Annotated in this window: 26 protein-coding genes; 15 read left to right on the top strand and 11 right to left on the bottom strand. The window is 68.7% G+C overall.

Annotated elements, in window-relative coordinates; genetic code table 11:
- The first annotated feature begins 88 nt into the window (after window positions 1–88).
- The 5 genes from GOARA_RS08590 (at window position 89) to GOARA_RS08570 (ending at window position 3,946) form a co-directional block, all read left to right on the top strand.
- Window positions 89–412: a rhodanese-like domain-containing protein gene (locus GOARA_RS08590; protein WP_040522377.1), complete on the top strand. Its 324-nt coding sequence runs from the start codon at window positions 89–91 to the stop codon at window positions 410–412.
- 8 nt (window positions 413–420) lie between these two features.
- Window positions 421–1,449 carry a DUF4328 domain-containing protein gene (locus GOARA_RS08585; protein ID WP_007321953.1) on the top strand — a complete coding sequence of 343 codons (1,029 nt, stop codon included), beginning with the start codon at window positions 421–423 and terminating at the stop codon, window positions 1,447–1,449.
- Window positions 1,446–2,228, top strand: a complete 783-nt coding sequence (locus tag GOARA_RS08580; RefSeq protein ID WP_007321952.1) for a glycerophosphodiester phosphodiesterase — start codon at window positions 1,446–1,448, stop codon at window positions 2,226–2,228. The genes GOARA_RS08585 and GOARA_RS08580 overlap by 4 nt, the downstream gene beginning before the upstream one ends.
- Window positions 2,229–2,276: 48 nt before the next feature.
- Window positions 2,277–3,263: a DUF5926 family protein gene (locus tag GOARA_RS08575; RefSeq protein WP_007321951.1), complete on the top strand. Its 987-nt coding sequence runs from the start codon at window positions 2,277–2,279 to the stop codon at window positions 3,261–3,263.
- 146 nt (window positions 3,264–3,409) lie between these two features.
- Complete coding sequence (locus GOARA_RS08570; RefSeq protein ID WP_007321950.1) at window positions 3,410–3,946, top strand: ferritin; 537 nt, start codon at window positions 3,410–3,412, stop codon at window positions 3,944–3,946.
- On the opposite strand, the gene GOARA_RS19355 is transcribed toward GOARA_RS08570, so the two are convergent.
- A complete protein-coding gene (locus tag GOARA_RS19355; RefSeq protein ID WP_245548392.1) occupies window positions 3,943–5,436 on the bottom strand; it encodes an LCP family protein in 1,494 nt (497 codons plus the stop codon). The genes GOARA_RS08570 and GOARA_RS19355 overlap by 4 nt on opposite strands.
- A gap of 151 nt (window positions 5,437–5,587) precedes the next feature.
- On the opposite strand from GOARA_RS19355, the gene GOARA_RS08560 reads away from it, so the two are divergent.
- The 3 genes from GOARA_RS08560 to GOARA_RS08550 all read left to right on the top strand — a co-directional run bounded on the left by GOARA_RS08560 (window position 5,588) and on the right by GOARA_RS08550 (window position 8,089).
- Window positions 5,588–6,529, top strand: a complete 942-nt coding sequence (locus GOARA_RS08560; RefSeq protein ID WP_007321948.1) for an AurF N-oxygenase family protein — start codon at window positions 5,588–5,590, stop codon at window positions 6,527–6,529.
- Window positions 6,526–7,200, top strand: coding sequence for a DUF4873 domain-containing protein (locus GOARA_RS08555; RefSeq protein ID WP_007321947.1), 675 nt, complete (start codon window positions 6,526–6,528; stop codon window positions 7,198–7,200). The genes GOARA_RS08560 and GOARA_RS08555 overlap by 4 nt, the downstream gene beginning before the upstream one ends.
- A gap of 112 nt (window positions 7,201–7,312) precedes the next feature.
- Window positions 7,313–8,089 carry a CPBP family intramembrane glutamic endopeptidase gene (locus tag GOARA_RS08550; RefSeq protein ID WP_007321946.1) on the top strand — a complete coding sequence of 259 codons (777 nt, stop codon included), beginning with the start codon at window positions 7,313–7,315 and terminating at the stop codon, window positions 8,087–8,089.
- Here GOARA_RS08550 and GOARA_RS08545 read toward each other — a convergent pair whose 3' ends face one another.
- A complete protein-coding gene (locus GOARA_RS08545) occupies window positions 8,090–8,467 on the bottom strand; it encodes a fluoride efflux transporter FluC (RefSeq protein WP_007321945.1) in 378 nt (125 codons plus the stop codon).
- Window positions 8,464–8,964 (bottom strand): fluoride efflux transporter FluC, encoded by a 501-nt coding sequence (locus tag GOARA_RS08540; RefSeq protein ID WP_007321944.1) that lies wholly within the window; start codon window positions 8,962–8,964, stop codon window positions 8,464–8,466. Before GOARA_RS08540 ends, GOARA_RS08545 begins: the two co-directional genes overlap by 4 nt.
- A 165-nt stretch (window positions 8,965–9,129) precedes the next feature.
- On the opposite strand from GOARA_RS08540, the gene pheA reads away from it, so the two are divergent.
- Both pheA and GOARA_RS08530 read left to right on the top strand, forming a co-directional pair.
- Complete coding sequence (gene pheA, locus GOARA_RS08535) at window positions 9,130–10,074, top strand: prephenate dehydratase (RefSeq protein ID WP_083834826.1); 945 nt, start codon at window positions 9,130–9,132, stop codon at window positions 10,072–10,074.
- A complete protein-coding gene (locus GOARA_RS08530) occupies window positions 10,074–10,751 on the top strand; it encodes a histidine phosphatase family protein (RefSeq protein ID WP_007321942.1) in 678 nt (225 codons plus the stop codon). The genes pheA and GOARA_RS08530 overlap by 1 nt, the downstream gene beginning before the upstream one ends.
- A gap of 1 nt (window position 10,752) precedes the next feature.
- On the opposite strand, the gene GOARA_RS08525 is transcribed toward GOARA_RS08530, so the two are convergent.
- Both GOARA_RS08525 and GOARA_RS08520 read right to left on the bottom strand, forming a co-directional pair.
- Complete coding sequence (locus GOARA_RS08525) at window positions 10,753–11,097, bottom strand: metallopeptidase family protein (RefSeq protein WP_007321941.1); 345 nt, start codon at window positions 11,095–11,097, stop codon at window positions 10,753–10,755.
- A gap of 1 nt (window position 11,098) precedes the next feature.
- The gene (locus tag GOARA_RS08520) at window positions 11,099–12,253 is read right to left on the bottom strand and encodes a septum formation family protein (protein ID WP_007321940.1); all 1,155 of its coding nucleotides are present in this window, start codon (window positions 12,251–12,253) and stop codon (window positions 11,099–11,101) included.
- 46 nt (window positions 12,254–12,299) lie between these two features.
- Here GOARA_RS08520 and serS point away from each other — a divergent pair, with 46 nt between their 5' ends.
- A complete protein-coding gene (gene serS, locus GOARA_RS08515; RefSeq protein WP_040522368.1) occupies window positions 12,300–13,556 on the top strand; it encodes a serine--tRNA ligase in 1,257 nt (418 codons plus the stop codon).
- On the top strand, window positions 13,553–14,062 hold the full coding sequence (locus GOARA_RS18920) for a hypothetical protein (protein WP_007321938.1): 510 nt from the start codon (window positions 13,553–13,555) through the stop codon (window positions 14,060–14,062). Before serS ends, GOARA_RS18920 begins: the two co-directional genes overlap by 4 nt.
- 87 nt (window positions 14,063–14,149) lie before the next feature.
- Here the strand turns inward: GOARA_RS18920 and GOARA_RS08505 are convergent, their stop codons facing one another.
- The 5 genes from GOARA_RS08505 to GOARA_RS19790 all read right to left on the bottom strand — a co-directional run bounded on the left by GOARA_RS08505 (window position 14,150) and on the right by GOARA_RS19790 (window position 19,621).
- Window positions 14,150–15,604: a lipase family protein gene (locus GOARA_RS08505; protein ID WP_007321937.1), complete on the bottom strand. Its 1,455-nt coding sequence runs from the start codon at window positions 15,602–15,604 to the stop codon at window positions 14,150–14,152.
- 138 nt (window positions 15,605–15,742) lie between these two features.
- On the bottom strand, window positions 15,743–16,393 hold the full coding sequence (locus GOARA_RS08500) for a TetR/AcrR family transcriptional regulator (protein WP_007321936.1): 651 nt from the start codon (window positions 16,391–16,393) through the stop codon (window positions 15,743–15,745).
- A complete protein-coding gene (locus GOARA_RS08495) occupies window positions 16,380–17,957 on the bottom strand; it encodes an MBL fold metallo-hydrolase (RefSeq protein WP_007321935.1) in 1,578 nt (525 codons plus the stop codon). Before GOARA_RS08495 ends, GOARA_RS08500 begins: the two co-directional genes overlap by 14 nt.
- A gap of 135 nt (window positions 17,958–18,092) precedes the next feature.
- Window positions 18,093–18,815, bottom strand: coding sequence for a hypothetical protein (locus tag GOARA_RS19795; protein WP_007321934.1), 723 nt, complete (start codon window positions 18,813–18,815; stop codon window positions 18,093–18,095).
- Window positions 18,812–19,621: a hypothetical protein gene (locus tag GOARA_RS19790; RefSeq protein WP_138947606.1), complete on the bottom strand. Its 810-nt coding sequence runs from the start codon at window positions 19,619–19,621 to the stop codon at window positions 18,812–18,814. The genes GOARA_RS19795 and GOARA_RS19790 overlap by 4 nt, the downstream gene beginning before the upstream one ends.
- 98 nt (window positions 19,622–19,719) lie before the next feature.
- Here GOARA_RS19790 and GOARA_RS08480 point away from each other — a divergent pair, with 98 nt between their 5' ends.
- On the top strand, window positions 19,720–20,499 hold the full coding sequence (locus tag GOARA_RS08480) for a lysophospholipid acyltransferase family protein (RefSeq protein WP_007321932.1): 780 nt from the start codon (window positions 19,720–19,722) through the stop codon (window positions 20,497–20,499).
- Between the two features lie 34 nt (window positions 20,500–20,533).
- Here the strand turns inward: GOARA_RS08480 and GOARA_RS08475 are convergent, their stop codons facing one another.
- The gene (locus tag GOARA_RS08475; protein ID WP_007321931.1) at window positions 20,534–21,736 is read right to left on the bottom strand and encodes an alpha/beta hydrolase; all 1,203 of its coding nucleotides are present in this window, start codon (window positions 21,734–21,736) and stop codon (window positions 20,534–20,536) included.
- 82 nt (window positions 21,737–21,818) lie between these two features.
- Between GOARA_RS08475 and GOARA_RS08470 the strand changes: the two genes are divergently transcribed.
- Together GOARA_RS08470 and GOARA_RS08465 are read left to right on the top strand one after the other, a co-directional pair.
- On the top strand, window positions 21,819–22,601 hold the full coding sequence (locus tag GOARA_RS08470; protein WP_007321930.1) for a lysophospholipid acyltransferase family protein: 783 nt from the start codon (window positions 21,819–21,821) through the stop codon (window positions 22,599–22,601).
- A complete protein-coding gene (locus tag GOARA_RS08465) occupies window positions 22,598–23,470 on the top strand; it encodes a Cof-type HAD-IIB family hydrolase (RefSeq protein WP_007321929.1) in 873 nt (290 codons plus the stop codon). The genes GOARA_RS08470 and GOARA_RS08465 overlap by 4 nt, the downstream gene beginning before the upstream one ends.
- The last annotated feature ends 87 nt before the right edge of the window (window positions 23,471–23,557 follow it).

Raw genomic sequence — 23,557 nt, 5'->3', positions numbered from 1 at the left:
GCACTCGATGGGGCTTCGCGTCGCCGGTCGCAGTCGAAGGGTCGACGTTGGGCCGCCCGGCGAATACAACCTGTGCCACGATGGGAGCATGCCCGCATTCGAACAGGTGCCGGTGACCGAACTCCCCGATGACTTCACCGCAGAGACTGACCGCATCCTGCTCGACATTCGTGAACCGGACGAGTGGGAGGGCGGCCACGTTCGCGGCGCCCTGCACATCCCGCTCGGCGAGGTACCCGCGCGGATCGAGGAGATCGATCCCGACGCCGAACTCTTCGTCATCTGCCGCACCAGTGGCCGCTCCTTCCGAATGCTGGAGTACTTCGAGCACGTCGGCCGGGAGGCAACCTGCGTGCAAGGCGGGATGGTCGCGTGGGAGGCCAGCGGCAAGCCGGTCGAGACGGGGACGTGAGGCGGACCATGACTCAACCTCCCGCCGCCGCCAAACTGGTCGACCTCTGCCGCAACTGCCGGATCCAGGCTCCGCACCGCGCCGGGCGCACGCGTTGCCCGCGCTGCAACGGCATCCTCGTCGTCGTCACCACGGACCGCGTCTCACAGGCGCTCGCCGAAGCACCGGCGCCAGTCGTCGCCCGGCCGCCGCAGCAGCGCGTCGCCGGTTACCGCCCGGGCGCGTCCCCCAAGGTCCGTTGGGTCGCTCAGCGTCCGCCCGAAGCACGGCCCGCGCCGCGCCGCCGAAGCTGGGGAGCGGCGCCCCGTCCGACGCCTAGGTACCGGACCATCCCCACGTGGGGGCTGCGCGACCTGCCGGCCAGCTGGCTCGAGGTCCCCGTCGAACAGCAGGCCAAAGCCGAGTCGCTGCGATTCGTCCGCGCCGCGCACCAGGTGGCCATCGTGCTGGCGGTCAGCGCCGGTATCCACCTGCTGCGATATCTGCTCGTCGTCATCGGCCGGGATCGGCTGATCCCGGGCTGGCTGGATCTCCTGACCTCTGGTCTCGTGATCCTCTCCGGTGGTCTCGCCGTCGGTGCCATGCTCTTCGCCCTGTTCCGGTTCGGCCAGTGGGTAATCGCGACTCGCGCCCTCGCCTACCGCCACGCGCACCGGCTGGAACCTCGGCCGCGGTGGTTCCTGTGGCCGATGTCGGTGACTCCGTTGCTCAACGTGATCACCGCGCCGTTCGTGGTGCGGGAGGCCGCGTTGATCGACAGTCGGGTGATGACGCCGCGAGCGGCGGTCGAACTGCGCAAGATCTGGATCGCGTGGGTCCTGGTGAACGGGGTCGCGCTGTGGGCGGCACTGGCACGGCGCGCGGGCAGCCAGAGCGGCAGCTTGCAGACCCAAGCCGATTCGCTGGTGCTGTTCATCGTGTCCGCCCTGGCCTCGGCGGCCTTCGCCTGGTGGATGATTCCGCGACTGGTCCGGGTCTTCGATCCGGCGCCCGTCCGGGACCAGGCCGGGACCAAACGCCGATGGGTCAACGCGTGACCGAGCAGCGCGTGTCCCGATCGGGCAAGCCGGCCGTCGTAGCTCACCGCGGAGCCTCGGGCGATGCTCCCGAACACACCCTCGCCGCCTATGAACTCGCCCTCGAACAGGGCGCGGATGGCCTCGAATGCGATGTGCGACTCACCGCGGACCACGAACTCGTCTGCATCCACGACCGGACGATCGACCGGACCTCCGACGGCACCGGCGCCGTCAGCGAGATGACGCTCGCGCAGTTGCGCGAGCATGACTTCGGCAGCTGGTTCGGCGGACGGTCGGCGACCGTCCTGACGCTGGACGAGTTGATGACCCTCACCCTGGACTGGCGGCGACCCGTCCGGCTGTTCATCGAGACCAAGCATCCGGTCCGCTTCGGCAGCCTCGTCGAGCAGAAGCTGCTGGAGACGCTGCACCGCTTCTCAGTGGCCACCCCGCCGTCGGCCGATCACAGCCGAGCCGTGGTCATCTCGTTCTCGTCGTCGGGGGTGTGGCGGATCCGCCGGAACGCGCCCATGCTTCCGACGATCCTGCTGGGAGACACCGCGCGGGTACTCGGCGGGAGCGCCGCCACGGCGGTCGGCGCGACGGGGATCGGTCCGTCGGTCGAGACCCTGCGCATGCACCCCGAACTCGTCGACAAGGCGGCAGCGGCCGGCCGGGTCACTTACTGCTGGACCGTCGAGGACCGGCCCGACGTCCAGCTGTGCGCCGATATCGGCGTGCGGTGGATAGCGACGAATCATCCGGCGAACGTGCGCGACTGGCTGGTCACGGTCTGAATCCGGCCAGCGGCACGCACATCGCGTCGCGTGTGAAAGAGTTGGACCATGGGCAAGAAGAGCAAGCGCGGCAGCGGCCCGCGCCCGGGAAGTAATCGTGCCGAGAGGGTCGCCGCGCGCAAGGAGCGCCAGGCCGCGGCCGCCGCGGCGCCCAAGCGTCCTTTCGAGGGTCTCGCCGCCGAGTGCGATCTCGTCGCCCTGCGCACCTTCGTCGCCTCGGCGACCGCTCGACTGTCCCTGATCGAGCCGGGCCCGCCCGAGCCCGAGCTGAAGTCCGTCGTCCCCGATGACGAGCCCGGACCCTCGGTGCAGAAGGAGGGCGTCCGCAACCACGTCAGCGTCGGGACGGTCCTGCCCGGCGCGGTCGGCGCCATGGTCCGCGACGGCAAGGGTGCGCGCGAAGGATTCGCCGGCTTGCAGGTCGACCCCGAGCCGGCCGACATCGCCGCGGAGTTCGCGGCAGCCGTCGACTGGGCGGCACACGCGAAGAGCGACGAGCAGTTCCCGGGCGAACCGACCGACAAGTCGCTGGCCGACCTGCTCGACGTCGATGCGCCCCTGGACATCACCGTCCACGAAGACTTCGCGTGGTGGTACGCGCCGGGTGCGAAACTGGAGCCCGCGGTCCGGGAGATGCTCGACAACGCGGCCGGAACGATCACGCCGGCGGCCCGGATGACACCCAAGAGCGGGCTGGGCGCTCCGTGGTGGGCGGATGCGGGCGAGCGCGCACACCTGCGCTGGGTCCGTCCCGAGGATGAGGACGCGGTGATGACGGCGATGGCGCGGTTGCACGCAGACGGACATCTGACGCTCGGTGAGGGCTCGCGGTTCGCGGGTTCGTTCCGCACCCACGGGCTCATCGTCCCCGTCTTCGACCTCGACCCCGAGAAGCACTCGGACGAGTGGTACGACGGTCTGGACCAGTTCGACGCCTGGCTCGTCGAGGCGATGGCCGACAAGTCCGAACTCACCGGCGAGCAGCGCCGGTCGCGTGCGGGAATCCGGACGCGGCAGATCACGCTGCGCATCTAGCCCCGCCGACCGTGCCCAGAATCCCGCCGACCGTGCCCGGATTTTCGCCGAGCGTGCCCAGAATCCCTCCGACCGTGCCCAGAATTCCGCCGACCGTGCCCACGGGAGCCGCACGTCGATGCGACGTTTGCATCTACGATTGCTGAATGACCGAACGGACGAAGTTTCAGCAACTGCTCGCCGATCAGATCACCAACGAGTTCGCCGCGAGTCAGCAGTACAACGCGATTGCCGTCTACTACGACAACGAGGACATGCCTCAGCTCGCGCAGCACTTCTACGAGCAATCGGTCGAAGAGCGCAATCACGCGATGATGATCGTTCAGTACTTCCTGGACCGCGGGCAGGCCGTCGAGATACCGGGTGTCGACACCCCGCTCAACAAGTTCGGCGACTTCACCGAGCCCATCAAGCTCGCCCTGCGGCAGGAGCAGGAGGTCACCGAGCAGATCGTCAACCTGGCGCGCGTCGCCCGCGACGACGGCGACTACCTCGGCGAGCAGTTCATGCAGTGGTTCCTCAAGGAGCAGGTCGAGGAGGTCGCGACGATGACCACGCTGCTCACCATCGCCGAGCGCGCCAAGGGCAACATCTTCGACCTCGAGACCTTCGTCGAACGTGAGATCAACGGGCAGGACACCGCCGACGACTCCGCCCCGGCCGCCGCCGGAGGGAATCTCTAGCCGATCGCGGCGTCGCCCTCGTCGACCGACTTCGGGTCGACGGGCAGGCCACGGGCGAGGCGCGCGAAGAACTCCTCGGTGTTGGAGCCGACGGCGAGCGAGTCACCGTCGCCGCTCCACACCTGGCCGCCGGTCGGCACGGTGACCATCAACGCCGATCCGCGCAGCCCCCACGCCAGCGCCAGCAGGTCCCAGGAATGGTCGTTGGTGTCGACGGTCAGGGCCCCGACGATGCCGTCGACAAAGGGCAGCAGCTGGAACGGGTTGAGCAGCACGCCGGGGCTGGTCGCCTTCGCCATCAGCGCCGCGAATACCTTGCGCTGGTTGACGACGCGCTGCAGGTCGGCGTTGGGGAAGTCGCGGCTGCGCACCAGGCCGAGCGCTTGGCGGCCGTTGATCTTCTGGCAGCCGGCCCTCAACCGGAGCCCGGCCTTCGGGTCGCGCAGGGACTGTTTGAGGCAGATGTCGATGCCGCCTATGGCGTCGACGACGTTGGCGAAACCGCCGAACCCGATCTCCGCGTAGTGGTCGATGTGCACCCCGGACAACGCTTCGACAGTGCGCACCAGCAACTGCGGCCCGCCCATGTTGAATGCCGCGTTGATCTTGTGCTGTCCGTAGCCGTCGGGAATCTCGACGAAGAGGTCGCGGGGAATCGAGACGATCGCCGTCGGGCCGCTCGTCGGTTTCGAGACGAGCATGATCGTGTCGGTGCGGGCGCCCCCCTCGTCGGGTCCGGTCGATAGCTTCCTGCGTTCGGCCGCGGTCATCCCGTCGCGGGAGTCGGTGCCGACGATGAGCCAGTTGGTCCCCGGCGTCGACCGGATGCGGTCGCCGAAGTTGAGGGCGTTGACGCGCGTCAGCTTGCCGTCGTAGTAGACGAGGCCGCCGACCGCGGCGACGAGCGCGGTGATGATCAGGACCAGCAGGAGGGTGAGCACCCCCCGGACGGACACGAGCCGGCGTCGCTTCTTCGGGCGTGCCGGCTTGGGCTGGCGCGGTTTGTCCGAATTCGTCGCGCGGCGCGGCGGCTTCCCGGTCGGGGGCTTTCCGCCGGCTCCGGCGCGGTTGACCCGCTCGCCGCTCGGCAGCGGTTCCGGCGTCTGGGTGGGTGCGTACTTGCGGCCCGTCTCGCGCCCGGCGGGGGGTGGCGCCGGCCGTCGGTTGGGGCCCTGGCCGGGGCGTTGCGGTGCCCGGCCGGGTTGAGCCTGGCGCGGCTGTGCCGTGCGATTGGCCGGCCGGTCGTTCGGTGGCGCCGACCAAGCGAGCGGCGGTTGATAGACGGGCGTCTGGTTCGCCTGGGCGGTGGCCGCGGGGTCGCGCGCCGGTGGCCGGGGCGGGGCGGGAATCCCCTGCCCGGCGCGCGCGTCGTCGGACCGCGGCGCCGGTCCAGGGGTGCGGGGCCGGGGCGGGGGCGACTGTGTCCCGGCCTGTTGGTCCTGCTCCTGGCGTCGGCGCCGCAGGTTCGGCTGCTGGCGCGGGTCGTTCACCCGGACAAATGTACGCATCACGGCTGAGTCGACGCTGAAACGCGCCGCCGATGTGCGCGACCCAACAATGACATTGCCTACTGGCACAGTGGTCATTGACGATACGGGTGCTCGGCCATAGTGTTGGAGGTCACACAGAAGGGTTTGACCGATGACCGTTGTGAACAACGACCGCAAGACCAAATCCAGCGCACAGCGCGACCACGACGCCGATGGCCGTACCGCGATCGCGACCCGTCTGCTCAAGGGATCGTCGGCGCGCTCCTACGATCCCATCGTCGAACTCGACTGGGATGCGCCGCTTGAGGAGGGGAAGTACTTTCTTCCGCCGAAGGTGCTCTCGCTCTACGGCACCCCGTTGTGGGAGTCGATGACCACCGACGAGCGCATCGAACTCTCCCGGCAGGAGATGGCCCACGTGCTGTCAGTTGGCATCTGGTTCGAGAACCTCCTCAACCGGGCACTGCTGATCCGCTTGATGCGTGAGGATCCCGCCGCGGCGACCTCGCACTACGAGCTCACCGAGATGGGCGACGAGTGCCGGCATATGACGATGTTCGGGAAGGTGATCGAGCGCAGCGGTGCGCGGCCGTACATGATGCGCCCGTGGGAGCGGGCGGCCATGCTCGCCCTGCCCGCTGTCATGCGGGGCACGTTGCTCTGGGTGATCACCCTCATCGGCGAGGAGCTGTTCGACGCCTTGCAGCGCGAGATGCGGACCGACCCCGAGTTGCAGCCCATCGTCGCCAGACTGATGCAGATTCATGTCACCGAGGAAGCCAGGCACATCGGCTTCGCCCGCGACGGTGTTATGCGCCGCAAGCCGGTCCGTTCGCGCTGGGAGTCGCTGGTCGCGGCGAACCTTCACGGACTCGGCGGTCCGGTCTTCCGCCGGCTGTTCACGAACCCGCAGATGTACCGCCGTGCCGGAATCGCGAATCCGCGCGAGGCGGCGCGCATCGCCCGGGCGAATCCGAAGTTCCACGAAGTGCAGGTCAAGTCGTTCGCGCCGCTGGCGTCGTTCCTGCGTCAGGCCGACCTGATGGGCCCGGTCTCGGAGTACCTGTGGCGTCGATCGAAGTTCCTGCCGTGACCACGATCGCGCTCGTCGGCTCGTCGAATGCGATCACTTCCACGCGCCGCCACCTGGAAGCGTCGCCGCTGGAGTTCCGCATCGTCGACGACCCTTCGCATGCCGATCTCGTCGTGACCGACGAGGCGGCGCCGCCGTCGAACTACCTGACGGTCGCCGCCGAGCAGACGCCGAATCGGTTCTACTGCCGCGACGAGTCCGTCGGCTACATCGTCGCCGCCCTCACCGAGGCCCAGATCGCCGGAGCGCACGGGGTACGGGTCCGGCCGCCGGTTCAGCACAATCCATCGTCGCCGCGCCGCCGGTCACGTCTGTTCACCTCGGCCAAGCACGATCCGCTACGGCGCTTCAACCCGGTCGACTACGACTGGTTCACCGAGGAGACGGTCGAGGCCGCGGTCTTCGACGACGGGGTGCGCGTCATGGCCGACGGCGAGGAGTTCGGCGCGCGGCTGCGCGCTCGCGGGCACATCGACGGCAACGACGGTCAATTCCACTGGGCCGGAATCCTGCACGGCAACCGTGCTCCGGAACTCTTCTACGCCGGCACCAAGCGGGTCGAGGTCGCGTGCGGGGAGCACGAGCCGGTACAGGCGAAGCTCGCCGAGATCACGCAGTGGGGCACCGTGCGCATGACCGGCGTCGGGCGCCCGCCCTGGCTGGCCGAGTAGGAGTCCGCAAACCCCGCACCTCGCGACAAACCCGACAGGTTTTCGGTGTTGGGTATGTCCCCAACTGCTGGGTTTGCGGGGGAGTGGCGACGGGTGGACTTAGGGTGGCCGGGTGAGCATCGATCCGGTCACCGACCCGCGCGAGCGGCGGGCACTGTGGATCGAACTGGCGATCGTCGGGATCTTCACCTTCGGGATGTCGGCGCTCCTGGCGATCTTGTCGCTCGTCGAGGCTCAGCTGACCGGCGGCATCGACCAGCAGACGATCGCGCTCAACCCGTCGCGTTCGACGGTGGGCTGGATCGACGCCGCACGGCAGACGCTGTCGGTCGTGCGCCTCGTCGGAATGGCCGCGCTGTGCTGCTACCTGTTGTGGCGCAGCGGGATTCGGCTCTCGACGGTCGGCCTCACCCGCCGACCGGGCCGACGCGACGTGCCCGCCGGTGTCGGGCTCGCGGCGCTGATCGGCCTGCCCGGTCTCGCCCTCGTCTATGTGGCGCATCTGCTGGGGATGAACGCGGCACTCGTACCCAGCGACACGAGCGGTCCGTGGTGGCAGATACCGCTCCTGATCGCCGTGGCGATCGGCAACGCGGTCGCCGAGGAGGTGGTCGTCGTCGCCTACCTGCTGGTGCGTCTGCGGCAACTCGGCCTCAACGACATGTCGGCGCTCGCGTACAGCGCTGTGCTGCGCGGCAGCTACCACCTGTACCAGGGAATCGGCGGCGGTCTGGGCAACGTCGTGATGGGTCTCGTCTTCGGGCGCTACTACCAGCGCACCAACCGGGTGTGGCCGCTGGTCATCGCTCACGCGCTCATCGACGTCGTCGCGTTCGTCGGCTTCCTCGTCATCGGCGACGGGTTGGGGTTCAGCGAGGTCAGGAAGTAGCTAGCGGATCAGCCACGCGACCCACATGCCCGCGCCGCACGCGAGGACGGCCGCGACCCAGCTGCCGACGGCGTTCACGACCGCCAGTCGTGTCTCTCCGCGCCGCGCCAGGGCGACGGTTTCGAAGCTGGCGGTGCTGAACGTCGTGAAGCCGCCGCAGAATCCGGTTCCCGCCACCAGCGCCAGCGTCGACGGGGTGCCGGCGAACACGACCAGGCCGGTGATCAAGCCCAGCAGAGCCGAGCCGGCGATGTTGATCGCGATCGTCGCCACCGGCAGCTGCGCGGTGACCCGGGCTTTGACCGACGCATCGATGACGTATCGCGCCAGCGCTCCGAGGCCGCCCGCCGCGTACGCGGCCGCGGTCCACGCGTTCATCGGGGCGCCTCCGGATTCAGCTCGTGTCCCGGCGCCGTGCCGGTGTCCGGGTCGATGACGTCGGGCTCGGTCGACGCGGTGCGGCCGGCCAGCCGCGCTCCGATGACCAAGCCGGCGACGGTGCCGATGGCGCCCAACAGCAAGGTCGCGGCGCCGTAGCCGAGAGCCATCGGCAGGTAGCCGTCGCGGATCAATGCGACCTGCTCGTCGGCGAACGTGCTGTAGGTCGTGAACCCGCCGCACAACCCGGTGCCGCCGAACAAACGGATGCGGCGGGCTGGTTCGTCGTCGAGCCGCGACGACGCGAGGAATTCGAGAAGCGCGGCCAGCACCAGCGCGCCGGTGAGGTTGATGGCGAAGGTGGTCAGCGGCCAACGGCCGGATTCGGTGGGCGCGGCCTGCTCCAGATGCAGCCGGATAGCGGTGCCGACGGCCCCTCCGACAAATACGAGAAGCAAGCCGGGGCAGTCGCGGAAGACGGTGCCGAGACGGGTCATGGGGGAGCGCTTCCTCTCCTGGTCGTGGTGATTCCGAGCACACGGAATCCGGGTTGACCAGGAACTATCAGCCGAAGCGGCGGGTCGGGCGTCGAGCGCCCCGGCGAGATCCATCGCCTCGGCGGCACATGAGCACCGCCGCGGCCAGTATACGGCTAACCTGACATCGTGCCCGTGATCGCCTTCTTCGGACCCGCCGGAACGTTTACCGAGATGGCGATGAACCGTCTCCTCGGCACCGGGGCCGGGCCGCTGGCCGGGGTCGCCGACGACGTCGAGCGGCTGCCGGTCGCCAGCCCGACTGCGGTCATCGAAGCGGTGCGCACGGGTGCGGCCGACTTCGGCTGCGTGCCGGTGGAGAGTTCGATCGAGGGATCGGTGCCGGCGACCATGGACGCCCTCGTCCCGGCCTCGGCGGCCGACCGCGTGCAGGTATTCGCCGAGACCGTCCTCGACATCGCCTTCACCATCGCGGCCAAGACCGGACTAGCGCCCGCGGAGGTGCGCACGATCGCCGCCTACCCGGTCGCCCAGGCGCAGGTCCGGGCCACCGTCGCGGAGCGTTTCCCGAACGCCGAGTTCGTGCTCGCGTCGTCGAATTCGGCGGCGGCGCACGATGTCGCCGAGGGCGCCGCCGACGCCGCGGTCACCACGCCGGTCGCCGCTGAGTCCTTCGGGCTGCGCGCGCTGGCGGACGGCGTCGCCGACAGCGCCGACGCCGCGACCCGTTTCGTGCTGCTCGGCCGTCCCGGACCGGCCACGGCGCGCACCGGCAACGACCGCACCTCGGTCATCGTCGACCTCCCCAACCGGCCGGGCAGCCTGCTGGGCGCCCTCGACGAGTTCGCCGCGCGCGGCATCGATCTGACCCGTATCGAATCGCGCCCGCGGCGCAGCAGCGGACCGGGGCTGGAATACCGGTTCTTCATCGACGTCATCGGCCACATCGACGATGCCGCGATCGGTGAGGCGCTGCGCGCCCTGCACCGCACGGTCGAGCAGGTGGTGTTCCTCGGCTCCTGGCCCGTCGACGGGGTCGGCGGCACACCGCCGCCCGATCACCGCGACAGCGAGGCCTGGTTCACCCGGCTGCGCGACGGGGGGCGCTGATGCCTCGCTTGTACCTGGTCCGCCACGGCGAGACCACTTCCAACGTGATGCGCCGGCTCGACACCGCCATGCCGGGTGCGGCGCTCACCGACTTCGGCGTGCGCCAGGCGGCCCGGTTCGCGTTGGAGAACGCCCGGGCCGACGAGCGGCCGACGGTACTCGTCAGCTCGGTGGCCCGGCGCGCCCAGCAGACCGCCGAGGTGGTGGGCAATCTGTGGGGTGTCGAGCCCGAGGTGGCCGACGGCCTGCACGAGGTCCAGGTCGGCGACCTGGAGGACCGCAACGACGCCGAGGCGTACAAGGCCTTCGGCGAGGTCGTGGAGAAATGGCATCACGGCGACACGGCGGTTTCGCTGCCCGGCGGCGAATCCCTCGACGACGTGTTCGGCCGGTACTTGCCGGTGATCGACGAGGTCACGCGGAAATACCTGGTGGGACCGGAAGGCCGCGACGTCTACGTCGTCAGCCATGGCGCCGCCATTCGGCTGGTCGCCGCCCGTCTCGCCGAGGTCGATCCGCATTTCGCGGTCTCCAACCATTTGCCGAACACCGGCGTCGTCGAACTGAGCTATGCGGCCGACGGGGATGCCGACGGCACCTGGGCCGCGCATCGCTGGGGCGACCGCGTCGCCCCGTTCGAACCGGATGCCGAGGGCGACGCCAGCCCGATGGGGTAGGTCAGGCCCAGCCGTGGTCGTGCAGCCACTGGTCGTCGATGCCGAAATGGTGCGCGATCTCGTGGATCACCGTGATGCGCACCTGCTCGCGCACCTCGTCGGGCGACGAACAGATGGCCAGGATGGAGTCGCGGTAGATCGTGATCGTGTCCGGCAGGAAGCCGGCGTACTCGGTGGTGCGCTCGGTGAGGGCGACCCCCTCGTAGAGACCGAGCAGATGCGGTCCTTCGGGGTGCATCGGTTCGACGAGGATGACGACGTTCGACATCTCCCGCGCGAGTTCCTCGGGGATCTCGTCGAGCGCGTCGTTCACCAGCTCGTCGAACGCGCGATTGCCTATCCGCACGTCAGCCCGCCGGAGCGGGTTGCTCGGCCGGGTTCGGCGCGATGCCCGGAGGCAACGGCACCGGCGTCGGCAGTGCGCGGCCGGGCGGTGCGGCCGGCGGCGGCGTCGGGATCTTCCCGTTGATCAACAGCTGCTGCCGCGCGTCGCCGACCAGCGTCGCGAAGCCGCCGCGATGCGGCAGGCCCATGTAGCAGACCGCCTTGCGGCTGCCGGCCAGCCAGCCGATCTCGGAGATGGTCGACCACTGGACGTTCAGCGTCGACTTCTCGAACTTGCGCTTGCCGCCCATGAAACGGTGCGCCTGAACGGGACAGATCGGGGTGAGGAACTTGTTCTGCTCGTCGATGCCGGGCCATCGCTTGCCCGATGTACGGGCCCCGAAACGCGCGGACATGTCGATGACGCCCGTCGTCTGGAAGGCGTGCGGCTCGGCGCAGTTCACCGGGAAGGTCGCCTGACGGGTCTGCGGGTTGATGCCGATGCAGGTGCCCGGCGCCCACTGCTGGGACTGGTCGAGGTCGGCGACCTTGCCGACGATCTCCATTTCACTGCCGCCGATTCCCTGCTCGATCAGCCCGCAGCGCAGGTCGCGCTGTCCGCGCTCCCACTGGGCTTTCGACGGATAGATCAGGCTGGGCACGAAACGCCCCTGCGGATCGTGGCGTCCCTGCAGGTAGGAGGTGACCAGCGTCGGGCAGTGCTCGGTACGGATGGCGCTGAAGCGTTCCGGGCCGGGCCAGGGCGCCGATTCGGAGAACTCGCCGCCGGGCAGGATCGTGCCGTCGACGGCGGCGGCGACCTCGAAGCGATGCGGTTCGTCGCACGCGACCTTCGACGGAGCGCCGGGCTTGCCCTCCTCCCACTGCAGGCAGTCGCCGGCCTGGGATTGGGTGAACGCGTCTTGGGCGACGCGCTCGCCGACGCCGATCTTCGTGCCACCGACCTGGCCGGATCCGTCGATCGCATTGGTGACGACGGCGGTCGCGCCGATGACGACGGCGCCCGCGACCCCGGCGGCGAGCAGTACCCGCAACGGGTGGGTGGCCATCGCGGTGCGCCAGCGCGTGAGCCGGGACGGCGCCTGCTCGGCTGTACCGGCGCCGGGCGCGGCGGTGTCCGGCTCGTCAGACATGGTGAACTCGTCGTCGGAAGTCATCCCCTCCATAATGCCCGCTCGCAGACGCATGGGTAGTGTCTGGGAGGTGATCGACCTCAAGACTCTTCGCGACGAGCCCGAACTGGTCCGCGAATCGCAGCGCATCCGAGGCGAGGATCCGGCGCTCGTCGATCAGGCGCTGGAGGCCGACGCCCGGCGGCGAGCGGCGATCGTCGAAGCCGACAACCTCCGCGCGGAACAGAAATCGCTGGGCAAGCTCGTCGGCAAGGCCGACGGCGACGAGAAGACCGAGCTGTTGGCCCGCGGCAAAGAACTGGCCGAGCGGGTCAAGGCCGCCGTCGCCGCGCAGAACGCCGCCGAGGCTGACAGCGAGGCCGCGCACCGCGCGATCTCCAACGTCGTGCAGGGTGCGCCGGCCGGCGGCGAAGACGACTTCGTCCTGGTCGAGACGGTCGGCGAACCGCGCGAGATCGCCGATCCCAAAGACCACCTCGAACTCGGCGAATCACTCGGCCTCATCGATATGGAGCGCGGAGCGAAGGTCTCCGGCTCGCGCTTCTACTTCCTCACCGGCAACGGCGCGCTGCTCCAGCTCGGGCTGCTGAACCTGGCCGCCCGCAAGGCCGTCGCGAACGGTTTCGAGCTGATGATTCCGCCGGTGCTCGTGCGGCCGGAGGTCATGGGCGGCACCGGTTTCCTCGGGGCGCACGCCGACGAGGTGTATCACCTGCCCGACGACGACCTCTACCTGGTCGGCACCTCGGAGGTGCCGTTGGCCGGATACCACAGCAACGAGATCATCGACCTCTCCGACGGCCCGAAGCGCTACGCCGGCTGGTCGAGCTGCTTCCGTCGGGAAGCCGGCAGCTACGGCAAGGACACCCGGGGCATCATCCGCGTGCACCAGTTCGACAAGGTCGAGGGCTTTGTCTACTGCCGCCCGGAGGAGGCCGAGGCCGAGCATCAGCGCCTCCTCGGCTGGGAGCGGGAGATGCTCGCCGCCATCGACGTGCCCTACCGGGTCATCGACATCGCCGGCGGGGACCTGGGCAGCTCGGCGGCCCGCAAGTTCGACTGCGAGGCCTGGGTGCCGACGCAGCAGACCTACCGGGAGCTGACGTCGACGTCGAACTGCACCACCTTCCAGGCCCGGCGCCTGTCGATCCGGTACCGCGACGAGAACGGCAAACCGCAGATCGCCGCAACGCTCAACGGCACGTTGGCGACCACGCGGTGGATCGTCGCGATCCTGGAGAACCACCAGCAGCCCGACGGCTCGGTCGTGCTGCCGCCCGAATTGGCCGCCTCTGTCGGCGTCGAGGTGCTGGAGCCGAAGAAGTGAGTACGCGCGGCTTCGCGCTGGCCGCCGCGGTGTCGTCCCTGATCGCGGCCGCCATGACCCTGCTGCCGTGGGTGTCGCTGGAGGAGCGCGGCCTGCCGATGAGGTGGGCCGGCCTCGGCTTCTATTACGGCGACGACATCGGTTCGGTGCCGGCGATCCAGCCGCTGGGATGGGTCGTCGTGGTGGTCGCGCTTGAGGCGCTGACGCTGCTCGGATTCCAGCTGTTCGTCCCGGGCGGGACGCCGCTGGCGGGGGCCGCGCGGTGGCTCTTCGCCGGTCTGGCCGGTCTTGCGACTGTCGCCGCGGTGCTGATGGCCGTCGCGATCGCCGTCCCGTCGCTGCTGTACGGGAACCTCTTCGCGGAGCTGGCCGCCTACGCGGGCGCCGACGTGATCAACGAGGGGCGCGACGTCGTTGCGGTGCCGACGCTGATCGGCGTCGCCTTCTGGCTCGTCGTGACGGCTGTCGTCGCCGGGCTCGGGTTCGTGCGGTCCAGTCGTTCGTGACGGTGGCGGACAAATTCGTCGCCCCTGCGGCACGTCGTGGTCGATATGACCACGGAGCCCGCCAGAGGCGACGAATTTGTTTTCCGTCTAGCGCCTACCCGGCTGACCGATCTGCATGCCGACGATCGCGACGAGGTTGTCGCCGACGAGGTTGGCGAACGCGGGCCACGCCTTCTGGTTCAAGGCGACCGTTCCGGCCTCGAATCTGCTGCAGCGCTTCTTAGCGGGCTTGCCGTTGAACCGGTCGTTCAGCCACACCATCGACGACGGGAAGCTGAGCGCTGCCAGCGTGACGTGCTCGCTGAAGTGGTCGCGGACGTACTCGATCTGGGCGCCCGGGCGCGAACAGTACTGGCGCACGGTCCGGTCGACCTGGCCGACCGGCACGACCTCGTCCATCACGGCCTGGTTGATCAGCATGGGGAATTCCGGAGTGGTGCGACCCATGCGCAGCTGGTCGAGGACCTTGCGTGCCGTCGGATGCCGCATGGGGTCGCCGGGCACGTTGAACAGCCCCTTGATGTTGATGAACGGTGCGATGGCGGCGTGATAGGTCAGGCACATCGGGTTCTTCGACGCGACCAGTGCTTGGCCGAGCGGATTCATCTTCGCGCGCATGAACCGTTCGAGTTCCGGGTATTCGCGGGCGACGCCGATCATGCCGCCCATGATGAGCCCGGAGGTCAGGTTGTTGTTCGCGTTGTTCAGCAGATCCGAGATGTCTGCGGGGACGCCGCCCATCGCCGCGCCGACGACGTTGAGCTCAGGCGCGTAGGTCTTGTGCAGCTCGGCCGCCCAGCCGGTGGCGATCGCCCCGCCGGAGTAGCCGGTCATGGCGATCTTGGCGTCTTTGGTGATGCGCAGCGGGTTGAAGTTTTGCGCGGCACGAACGCCGTCGAGGGTGATGCGTCCGGCGAGCGGGCCGGCGGCGTAGGCCGAGTCAGGACCTTGGTGGTCGGGGATGACGAGTGTCCAGCCCGACGCGAGCGCTGAGTTGATCAGCAGGCCCTCGGCGTTGGCGTCGACGCTGCCGGTGATGCTCGACGGGATGGAGCCCATCTGTAGCTGGTACGAGGGCGAACAGTAGAGGGCGGTGCCGTCCTCTGCGATCTGGAAGGACAGCACTCGCGTCGTCTTGTGCGGCCGCGGTCCCTTCGGCTTAGCCACCGTCGCGACGGCGGGAATGGCCTCGCCGCGCGAGTTCGTCGAGCGGTACGAGATCAGCCACGCGTCGACGTTCAGCGGCAGGAATGAATAGGTGGCGAGGTTGACCCGTCGTGCGGCGATCAGCTCACCGGGCTGCAGGTCCTTGTACTTGCTCTTGGCGGGGAGGTAGAAGTCGCGGTCGAACTCGGGCAGCGCCGGTGGGACAGGGAAGGGCAGAACCGGCTGGACCCGCGGCTGTTTCGCCGCCGCAGACGGTGCGGGACTTGTCGACGGAGCGGCGTCAGCGGCCGTCGTGAATCCGGACGACAGCAGCGTGAAAGCCGTCAGAGCCGCGACGACGACGGCAAGCAGTGAGCGGCGGGCACGTGTGGTCATGATGAAATCTCCCCGAGCTAAATGTGAAACATTGGTGTATCACTTTGGAGAGAAACTAGCAGACTGTGGCGGGCGACACAAAAATGCGCCGACATTGACCTGCGTTACCGGTAGCGGCTGACCCCTGTCGGGAGTGGATCACTCCCGCGCGACGGCGAGCGAGATTAGGAGGTGAGTGAGGAGGTCGACGATCTCTTCGCGCGGCGGTCGGGGATCGCTGGTGCCCCAGCGGAAGACGACGTGGGTCAGCGCGCCGATGAATGCCGTTGCGGCGTAGTCGAGTTCGGCCGGGGTGCGATCGGTGACCGCGGCGACGGTGGTGACGAAGAATTCGGCCCAGACCTCGCGACCGGCTCGTCGTCGTTCCTCGACGCGCTCGCCGATGCCGCCGACTTCGATGAACGAGATCCTGGTCCACCGCGGATCGGTGGCGACGGCCGACATGTAGGCGGTCATCGCCGCGTGCGCGATCGACGGCAGGTCGAACGTCCCGTCGTCGGCCTTCTCGATCTCGGCGACGACGGCGGCGCTCACGGCTTCGCGGGCGACAGTCTGGATGTGCTCGTACAACTCCAGCAGGAGGTCTTCGCGGTTGTCGTAGAGCTCGTAGAACTGGCGACGGCTCAGCGACGTCGTCGAGCACAGCTCGGCGACCGTCGTCTTCGTGAAGCCGATGGTGCCGAACAGTTCGACACCGGCCTCCCAGAAGCGCTCGCGACGCTCGGCGCGGCGATCGGAGACCGACCGTCCGCCGTAGGAGCGTTCAGTAGTATCGCTAGCCTTCGACACGCTCGGCACGTATCTCGTGGCCCTTCGACGTCAGACAGCGACCCGACGCCAAGTCCCACTGCCATCCGTGTAGATTGCACGTCAGCTTGTCGCCCTCGATGATTCCGAACTTCTCCAGATCGGCCTTCAGGTGCGGGCAGCGGCGCTGCATCTCCCACCCGTCCTTGCAGATCGACGCCGAATCGTCATGGGCCTCGGCGAACCAGCCGTCGGCGTAGTGGACGCGCTCCTCGGTGAGGCACTTGAAGAACGTGTAGAGGAATTCGTTGTAGCCACCGATGCGCCAGGTCGTGAAGCGCGTCGAGAGGAAGATCGTGTTGACCCAGTCGGGCTCGTTGTCGCGCAGCACGGTGCGCACCAGCTCGGGGGCGATCCGGAAGCCGTAGCGATACTTGCCGTCGCCGTCCTCGCGCATGCGCACGGTCCGGTTGGGGAAGTCGAGCACGAAGGTCTCCTCGCCCACGACCAGGCCGACCGGGTAGCCGATCCCATCGGAGATGAGGTCAGATTCCTTCATGATGGGCTCGAACGTCGCCTTCAGCTGGGGCAGCAGCGGCTCGCCATCTGCCGGTGCCCAGGTGGCCTTCTCCGCGGCGATGATCGGCGCGAACTTCTCCTTCATCTGCTCCAGGTAGGCCTGCTTGTTCTCGCCGAACACCTGCTCCGGCGGGTACGGGTGGCTCAGTTCGACGAGTTCGGACCCCTGCAACGTCACGGCCGAACCGGAGACCATCATCAGGCCACGGTGCTTCTCGCCGTCGTCGGTCCCGTGGGACTTCATCTGCTCCAGGAACTCGGCTTGATCGGGGAAGATGCTCGCCTGGTCGGACTCGCTGCCGGTGTTGAAGTCGTTGAGGCTGAACAGGTCGTCGTCGAGGAACATCGGCGGGCCGGCCGACGGCACCACCCAGGTGGCCCCGACCTGCTCGATGTAGGAGCGGGCCCGGTCCATGCCGCGCTGGCGCTTCTGCTTGGCGAAGTTCGCCTTCGACTTGCGGGGGATGTCGTAGACCATCGGGTACCAGATAGCGCCCGAGTACTGCAGCAGGTGGATGTCGACGTGACCGAACTCCTCGGCGACGATGTCGAGGTCAATCGGCCGGGCGTCGTTCATGTTGAAACAGGTGGTCTCGCCGTCGGAGACGATCAGCCCCGAGTCGCCGATCGGGCCGTCGGCGGGAGCGCGCAGCGCGATGATCATGACGTCGAGGTCGCCCTTGGGGCCGCTCACGCGGTGCTTCTGCGAGTCGACGGTCTCGACGAACTTGGTGAATCCGAGCGCTTCGAGTTCACGCTTGAGGTCGGGCACCGGGTAGTCGGGCAGCAAGACCGTCGCGTCCTTGGAAATGTTCTCGCGCAGGTTCTTCTCGTCGAAGTGATCGCGGTGCAGATGCGAGACGTACAGGTAGTCGCACTGGCCGAGTTCGGCCCAGTCGAGTTCGGTGTTATCCGGGAAGGGGATCCACGACGCGAAGTAGGCGGGGTTCACCCACGGGTCGCATAGGATGGAGCCCGCCTTGGTCTGGATGTGGAACCCGGCGTGGCCGACGCTGGTGATCTGCAACTGCTTGCCTTCCGAAACGATTGGGCTGTCCGGCCCATCTCGCCGGGCTGGTCCACTCCTCAGGATAAACGTCCCCCCGCGCGGAACTCGATTCCGCACGAGGGGACTTTCGTCGTCGTGGCGCCGGGTTGTGAGCTACCGGACGATGCCGAGCGCCCGGCCGAGATCGTGGGCCGACTCGTTCAGGTCGGCCAACGCGCGGTGCGGATCGTGCTGTGCGTTCGTCAACGCAGCTTGCCGGACGGGCCGTGCGGTACCGCCGTTGCGCTTGCGTACCTGCCTGTTGTGCCAGCGAGCCTCGCCGAGGCCGTCGTGGTAGCCGGTGTTCGCCCCGTTGACCGCGCCGATCGTGCCGCCGATGGCTGCGCCGATCGCCGCTCCGGCGGCCGCGCCGACTACGCCTCCGACGATCACGGCGACGATTACGAACGGCAGAAGCACGCTGCCCAAAACCAGGCCGGCGACAGCGCCACCGAGACCGCCGACCGCGGCACCGACCCCGGCACCCCACGCAGCACCGAGTCCACCGGTGTGAGCCGCGTTCTCCTGGGACATCCGCGAGGCGTACGCCTGCTCGTCGATGTAGCCGTCTTTGGGATTGCCAGTCGGGTGGGCCGCGACGAGCACGATGGGTGCGGCTGGACGCGCCATTCCCGGCAGTGCGGTCGAAATGACGACGTAGTCGCGGACCGGCGCTGACGGCTTAGCGGGCGCCTTCGCGACGTCGGGACGGCTCACTGCCGCCGTGCCGGTCGGCGTGGCCCCCGCCGTGGCCGGCACGAGTAGGGCAGCCGTGGTGGCCGCGCTGATCAACCCGACCGCGACGCGCGTCGAACGGCCGGTGTGCTGCGCGGTCACCGGCGGGGCGTCCGGATACCGAAGTGGTGCGCGAAAGCGCGCTTGGCGTCGTCGATCGCCCGATGGGCCTGGGGAGGCAGTTTCACGTCGGGGATCTCGCGCAGCTCCCGGACCGGCTTCGGCGCGACGGCCCGCTGCGGCTGGGGCAGGAATGCCTGCGCCTGGCGGACGACCTGGTCGACGGGGTTCGCGACCGGGCCGGACACCTGCGCCGACACCGGCTTGCCGCCGTTCTTGCGAACGGCGTTGTTGTGGGCGCGCGCCTGGTTCTGGCCGTTGAGGTAACCGTTCACGGCACCGCCGACAGCGCCCCAGATCGCGCCGGTGATGGCGCCGGAGATCGCACCGGAGATGGCCCCGACGACGATTCCCGGAATGCTGCCAAACACGCCGAAGATTCCACCGATCAGTCCGCCGGCGATGACGCCCACGAGCGCTCCAACCGCTGCTCCCCCGGCGGCGCCAGCACCGGCGCCTTGCCAGGCGGCCTGTTGTTCGTTGATGTACCCCTGTTTGACCTGCACCTTGCCCAGCTCGGCAACCTGCTCCTTGCCGAGCGCCACAACGATCGGAGCGGGCGCGGCCGGCCCGGCGGCGCCGATGGGCGCCCGGTTGACGATGAGCACCTGCTGATCCGTCATCGACCTGAGCGGCGCAGGAGTAGTCGCCGCGACGGCCGGCTTGGCGGTAGCGGCCACGTGACCGACAGGAGTGGCACCCGACGCTGCGGGCGCGAGGAGGGTGGCCACTGCGGCGGAACCGATCAGGCCGGCGGCCAGCCGGGAGGGGAGCGTGTTGGATCGCATGGACGTCAGAATAGCGGGCACCAGGGACGACGCTAACTCTGGATACGGCAGTTTCCTCTTTGGTGTGATGCGACGTCGACCAGACTAAACTTCCGGGCATGGAACCCGTCTACGACAGCATCATCGCCGCGGCCCGCACGCTGTGGGCCGTACAGGGCATCAAGTTCAAGATCTCCGGCGTTGAGAACGTCCCCGCCAGCGGGCCGGGCGTCGTGGCGATCAACCACACCGGCTACCTCGACTTCACGCTCGCCGGCATCCCCGCCTATCTACAGGGAAAGCGGAAGGTCCGGTTCATGGCGAAGAAGGAAGTCTTCGACAACAAGATCACCGGACCGCTCATGCGTGGCTGCAAGCACATCCCCGTCGACCGGACCGCCGGCGCGGAGAGCTACCAGGCCGCCGTCGAGTACCTGAAGGCCGGCGAGCTCGTCGGCGTCTATCCGGAAGCGACGATCAGCCGCAGCTTCGAGATCAAGGGATTCAAATCGGGGGCGGCGCGCATGGCACTGGAATCGGGCGCTCCGATCATCCCGACTGTCATCTGGGGCGCACAGCGGATCTGGACCAAGGGACATCCGAAGAACCTCGGGCGTTCCAAGACGCCGGTCGCCATCGGCGTCGCCGAGCCGCTGGAAGCCACCGGCACGCCAGACGCCTTGACCGCCAAGCTGCACGACGTGATGGTGGCCAAGCTCGGCGAGCTGCAGCAGCAGTACGCCGAGATGAACGGCCCTTACCCGGCCGGCGAGTTCTGGGTTCCCGCCCGTCTCGGCGGTGGCGCGCCGACGCTGGAGGAGGCCAACGCGTTGGACGAGGCCGAGCACGCCGAGCGCATGGCGAAGAAGGCCGAGCGCGACGCCAACCCGGACGGCTGACGTCGCGGACAGCAGCCGAGCGCCGACGGCAGCGCTAGCCGGGAAGCCGCAGATCTAGCGCGATTCCCGCGCGGATGAGGCGCGACGCGACCTGCAGGGACCCTCGTCGCGGCAGCTGCGACAGTCCGTCGGCACGGTCGGGTAGATCCCGGTGACGTCCGTCGCGGACCGCCCGTGCGACGGCGAACGCCGCCCGGCGGTGTCCGTCGAATGCGCTGTGTCCGGTATCGGCGAGCGGAACCAGTACCGCGTCGGGGATCAGGCCGGCGACCCGCTCGGAGACCGGCCGCGGTGTCCGCAGATCACGCTCGCCGGAGATGACCGCCGTCGGCCAGTCGAAGTTGGGCAGCTCTGACGGCATGTCCACCGGTTCGCCGGTGAATTCGAGGTCCGAGCGTCCGGCGAACGTCGCTTCCGGGTCGAGAGGCAAGCCGTCCGGCGCGGCACCGGAACCGAGTTCGGCGTAGGTGATCCCCGCGACGAGATCGGGTTCCATCACGAACGGCTGACCGCCCTCGATCTCCGACCCGCCCAGCGCCGCGAGGCGCTCCCACGCGCGCCGCCCTCGGCCCGCCAACCGTGCGAGCGCCAGCCGCCGCAACAGATCCGGTCCGCCGAACTCGTAGACGACCTGAACCACGTGGCCGAGTTCGGCGTCGGGTGCGATGTCGGCCTCGACCAGCGAGCGTACGGCGGCCGCGGTGTCCGACGGTCCATCGAGCAGGAGCTCGCGCCGGAATCGGCGGGACATCGCGAGGTCGTCGCGTGCCGAGAGCGCCGGCGAATCGAGAACCATACCGGCCACCCGCGATGGGTAGCTGACCCCGAAGAGCTGTGCGAGGTAGCTGCCGTACGACGTCCCGTAGATCACCGCTTGCCCGATCCCGGCGTCGTCGAGCACCGCGTTCAGGTCCGCGACCGTCGCTTCCAGCGTCACCGCGGAGACCGCGAGATCGTTCCCGGCGACGTCACGCCGGGATAGTCCGACGCCGCGGTGCTCCATCATGACGACGTCGAGGTCGCGGCGAACGGCGTCGCGTCGAAGCGAGCGGTACGGCAAGGCCGACGCCATCCCCGGGCCGCCAGGGATCATGACGACGGGCAAACCGGTCGACGGCGACGGCCGGAAGTACGCGATCTCGACGTCGGTTCCGCCTGCCGGCCGTCGTACGTGACCGGTCACCTCGCGTTCGGCGAGGCGTCGCATCATGGTCGGGGCAGTGCGCTTGTCGGCCATCGACACCCACGGTAGCGGCGGCACGCAATTCGGACGAGCGGGTGTCGACCGTCGCGGTAACCTGAGCCGGGAAGGAGTCCGGATGGAACCGGTTTACCGCACGCTGGAGATGATCGCCCTCGGGCTGCGGGGCGCCCAGGGCGTGCGTATCGACTATCGGGGGGCCGAGAACATTCCGACGTCGGGCGGTGCGGTGCTGGCGATCAACCACACCGGGTACATGGATTTCATCCCCGTGGCGCTGGGCGTGTACCGCCGCGGCAGGCGCATCCGGTTCATGATCAAGTCCGAGATGATGGACATCGCGATAATGCGGTTCCTGATCACGCGGACCAAGACCGTGCCCGTCGACCGCTCGGCCGGGCACGAAGCGTACGAGGCGGCCGTCGCTGAACTCCGCGACGGCGAGTTGCTCGGGGTCTATCCGGAGGCGACGATCAGCCGCAGCTTCGAGATCAAGGAGCTCAAGTCCGGCGCCGTGCGGATGGCCGCGGCCGCCGGCGTGCCGATCATCCCTATCATCTGCTGGGGCGCGCACCGGCAGTGGACCAAGGGCGGCATCCGCTCGATGGGCCGCAAGAAGATTCCCGTCATCGTCGAATACGGAACGCCGATCGATCTGTCCGCCGTCGACCTGGACTCCACGACGTCGGTCGACGCGAAAGTGTCGGAGTTGCGTGACACGATGATCTCGATGCTGCATCCGATCCAGGAAGAGTACGACCACCCGGCCGGGGCGCCGTGGGTGCCCGCCCGTCTCGGCGGTTCGGCACCGACGTTCGACGAGGCCAAAGTCATCGAGGACGAGGAGGCGGCCAACAAGGCCGCGGCTCGCGCCGCCAAGCGCGAGTCGGGACGGCGGTGAACCGCGCCGACGGAACGCCCGCCTCGCCGTCGCTGATCGCCAGCGATGTCGACGGAACGTTGCTCGACGACGCGAACAAGGTCAGCCAGGCCACTGTCCATGCGATCACGGATGCCGTGCGTGCCGGCGTCGACCTGGTCCTGGCGACGGGCCGTCCGCCGCGCTGGATCGCCGAGGTGACCGATCAATTAGTCGTCCCCGACGACCTCGTCGAGCTGCGGCCGGGCGCCTCGCTGGTCCGCTACGCGGTGTGTGCGAACGGCGCGATCGTCTACGACGTCGAGAACGACCGCATTCTGCACGCCGCTCAGCTCGAGGTGCCGCGCCTGCGCAAGCTGGTGGAGATCGTGGAGCAAACGCTGCCGGACGCGGGGCTCGCCGCCGAGCGCGCGGGCGAATCCGCCCACGACGCGGCGACCCGGCCGTTCGTCGCGACCAACGGGTACGAGCACGCTTGGCTCAACCCGGATCACGAACTGGTCGACGACGCCGACCTCTCCGACGAGCCGGCCGTGAAGCTGCTGGCGCGGGCGCCGCAGATGCGCAGCGAGGAGATGGCCGAGCTGCTCGTCCCGGCGGTGGGCGACCTCGCCGAAGTCACGTTCTCCACGAGCAACGGCCTCATCGAGTTGTCGGTGCCGCAGACGCACAAGGCGTCGGGGCTGAAGCGACTCGCCGAGCTGACGGATTTGCCGACCGACGCGGTGATCGCGTTCGGCGACATGCCCAACGACATCGAGATGCTGCGCTGGGCGTCGCACGGTGCGGCGATGGCCCACGGGCATCCGGCGGCGATCGCGGCCGCCGACGAGGTGGCGCCGACGAACAACGACGACGGTGTCGCCACGGTGCTGCGCCGGTACTTCTAGCGAGTCCCCGCAACTCGTGACCCGGTTGTGACCGCCCGGCCTTGTGACCGATTCGCGCGTTCACTACAGTCACATGAGTCTCACTAG

Source organism: Gordonia araii NBRC 100433, assembly GCF_000241265.1.
Classification (GTDB): domain Bacteria; phylum Actinomycetota; class Actinomycetes; order Mycobacteriales; family Mycobacteriaceae; genus Gordonia; species Gordonia araii.
This window is presented reverse-complemented; position numbering and strand designations above follow the sequence as displayed.

What these genes read in the sequence shown, in the direction of transcription:
- GOARA_RS08570 (WP_007321950.1), top strand. Translation starts at nt 3,410, where the DNA reads ATGACCGAACGGACGAAGTTTCAGCAACTGCTCGCCGATCAGATCACC.
- GOARA_RS08545 (WP_007321945.1), bottom strand. Translation starts at nt 8,467, where the DNA reads ATGAACGCGTGGACCGCGGCCGCGTACGCGGCGGGCGGCCTCGGAGCG.
- GOARA_RS08520 (WP_007321940.1), bottom strand. Translation starts at nt 12,253, where the DNA reads ATGACTTCCGACGACGAGTTCACCATGTCTGACGAGCCGGACACCGCC.
- GOARA_RS08590 (WP_040522377.1), top strand. Translation starts at nt 89, where the DNA reads ATGCCCGCATTCGAACAGGTGCCGGTGACCGAACTCCCCGATGACTTC.
- GOARA_RS08480 (WP_007321932.1), top strand. Translation starts at nt 19,720, where the DNA reads ATGGAACCCGTCTACGACAGCATCATCGCCGCGGCCCGCACGCTGTGG.
- GOARA_RS08470 (WP_007321930.1), top strand. Translation starts at nt 21,819, where the DNA reads ATGGAACCGGTTTACCGCACGCTGGAGATGATCGCCCTCGGGCTGCGG.
- GOARA_RS08530 (WP_007321942.1), top strand. Translation starts at nt 10,074, where the DNA reads ATGCCTCGCTTGTACCTGGTCCGCCACGGCGAGACCACTTCCAACGTG.
- GOARA_RS08475 (WP_007321931.1), bottom strand. Translation starts at nt 21,736, where the DNA reads ATGGCCGACAAGCGCACTGCCCCGACCATGATGCGACGCCTCGCCGAA.
- GOARA_RS08575 (WP_007321951.1), top strand. Translation starts at nt 2,277, where the DNA reads ATGGGCAAGAAGAGCAAGCGCGGCAGCGGCCCGCGCCCGGGAAGTAAT.
- GOARA_RS08560 (WP_007321948.1), top strand. Translation starts at nt 5,588, where the DNA reads ATGACCGTTGTGAACAACGACCGCAAGACCAAATCCAGCGCACAGCGC.
- GOARA_RS08505 (WP_007321937.1), bottom strand. Translation starts at nt 15,604, where the DNA reads ATGACCACACGTGCCCGCCGCTCACTGCTTGCCGTCGTCGTCGCGGCT.
- GOARA_RS08540 (WP_007321944.1), bottom strand. Translation starts at nt 8,964, where the DNA reads ATGACCCGTCTCGGCACCGTCTTCCGCGACTGCCCCGGCTTGCTTCTC.
- GOARA_RS08585 (WP_007321953.1), top strand. Translation starts at nt 421, where the DNA reads ATGACTCAACCTCCCGCCGCCGCCAAACTGGTCGACCTCTGCCGCAAC.
- GOARA_RS19790 (WP_138947606.1), bottom strand. Translation starts at nt 19,621, where the DNA reads ATGCGATCCAACACGCTCCCCTCCCGGCTGGCCGCCGGCCTGATCGGT.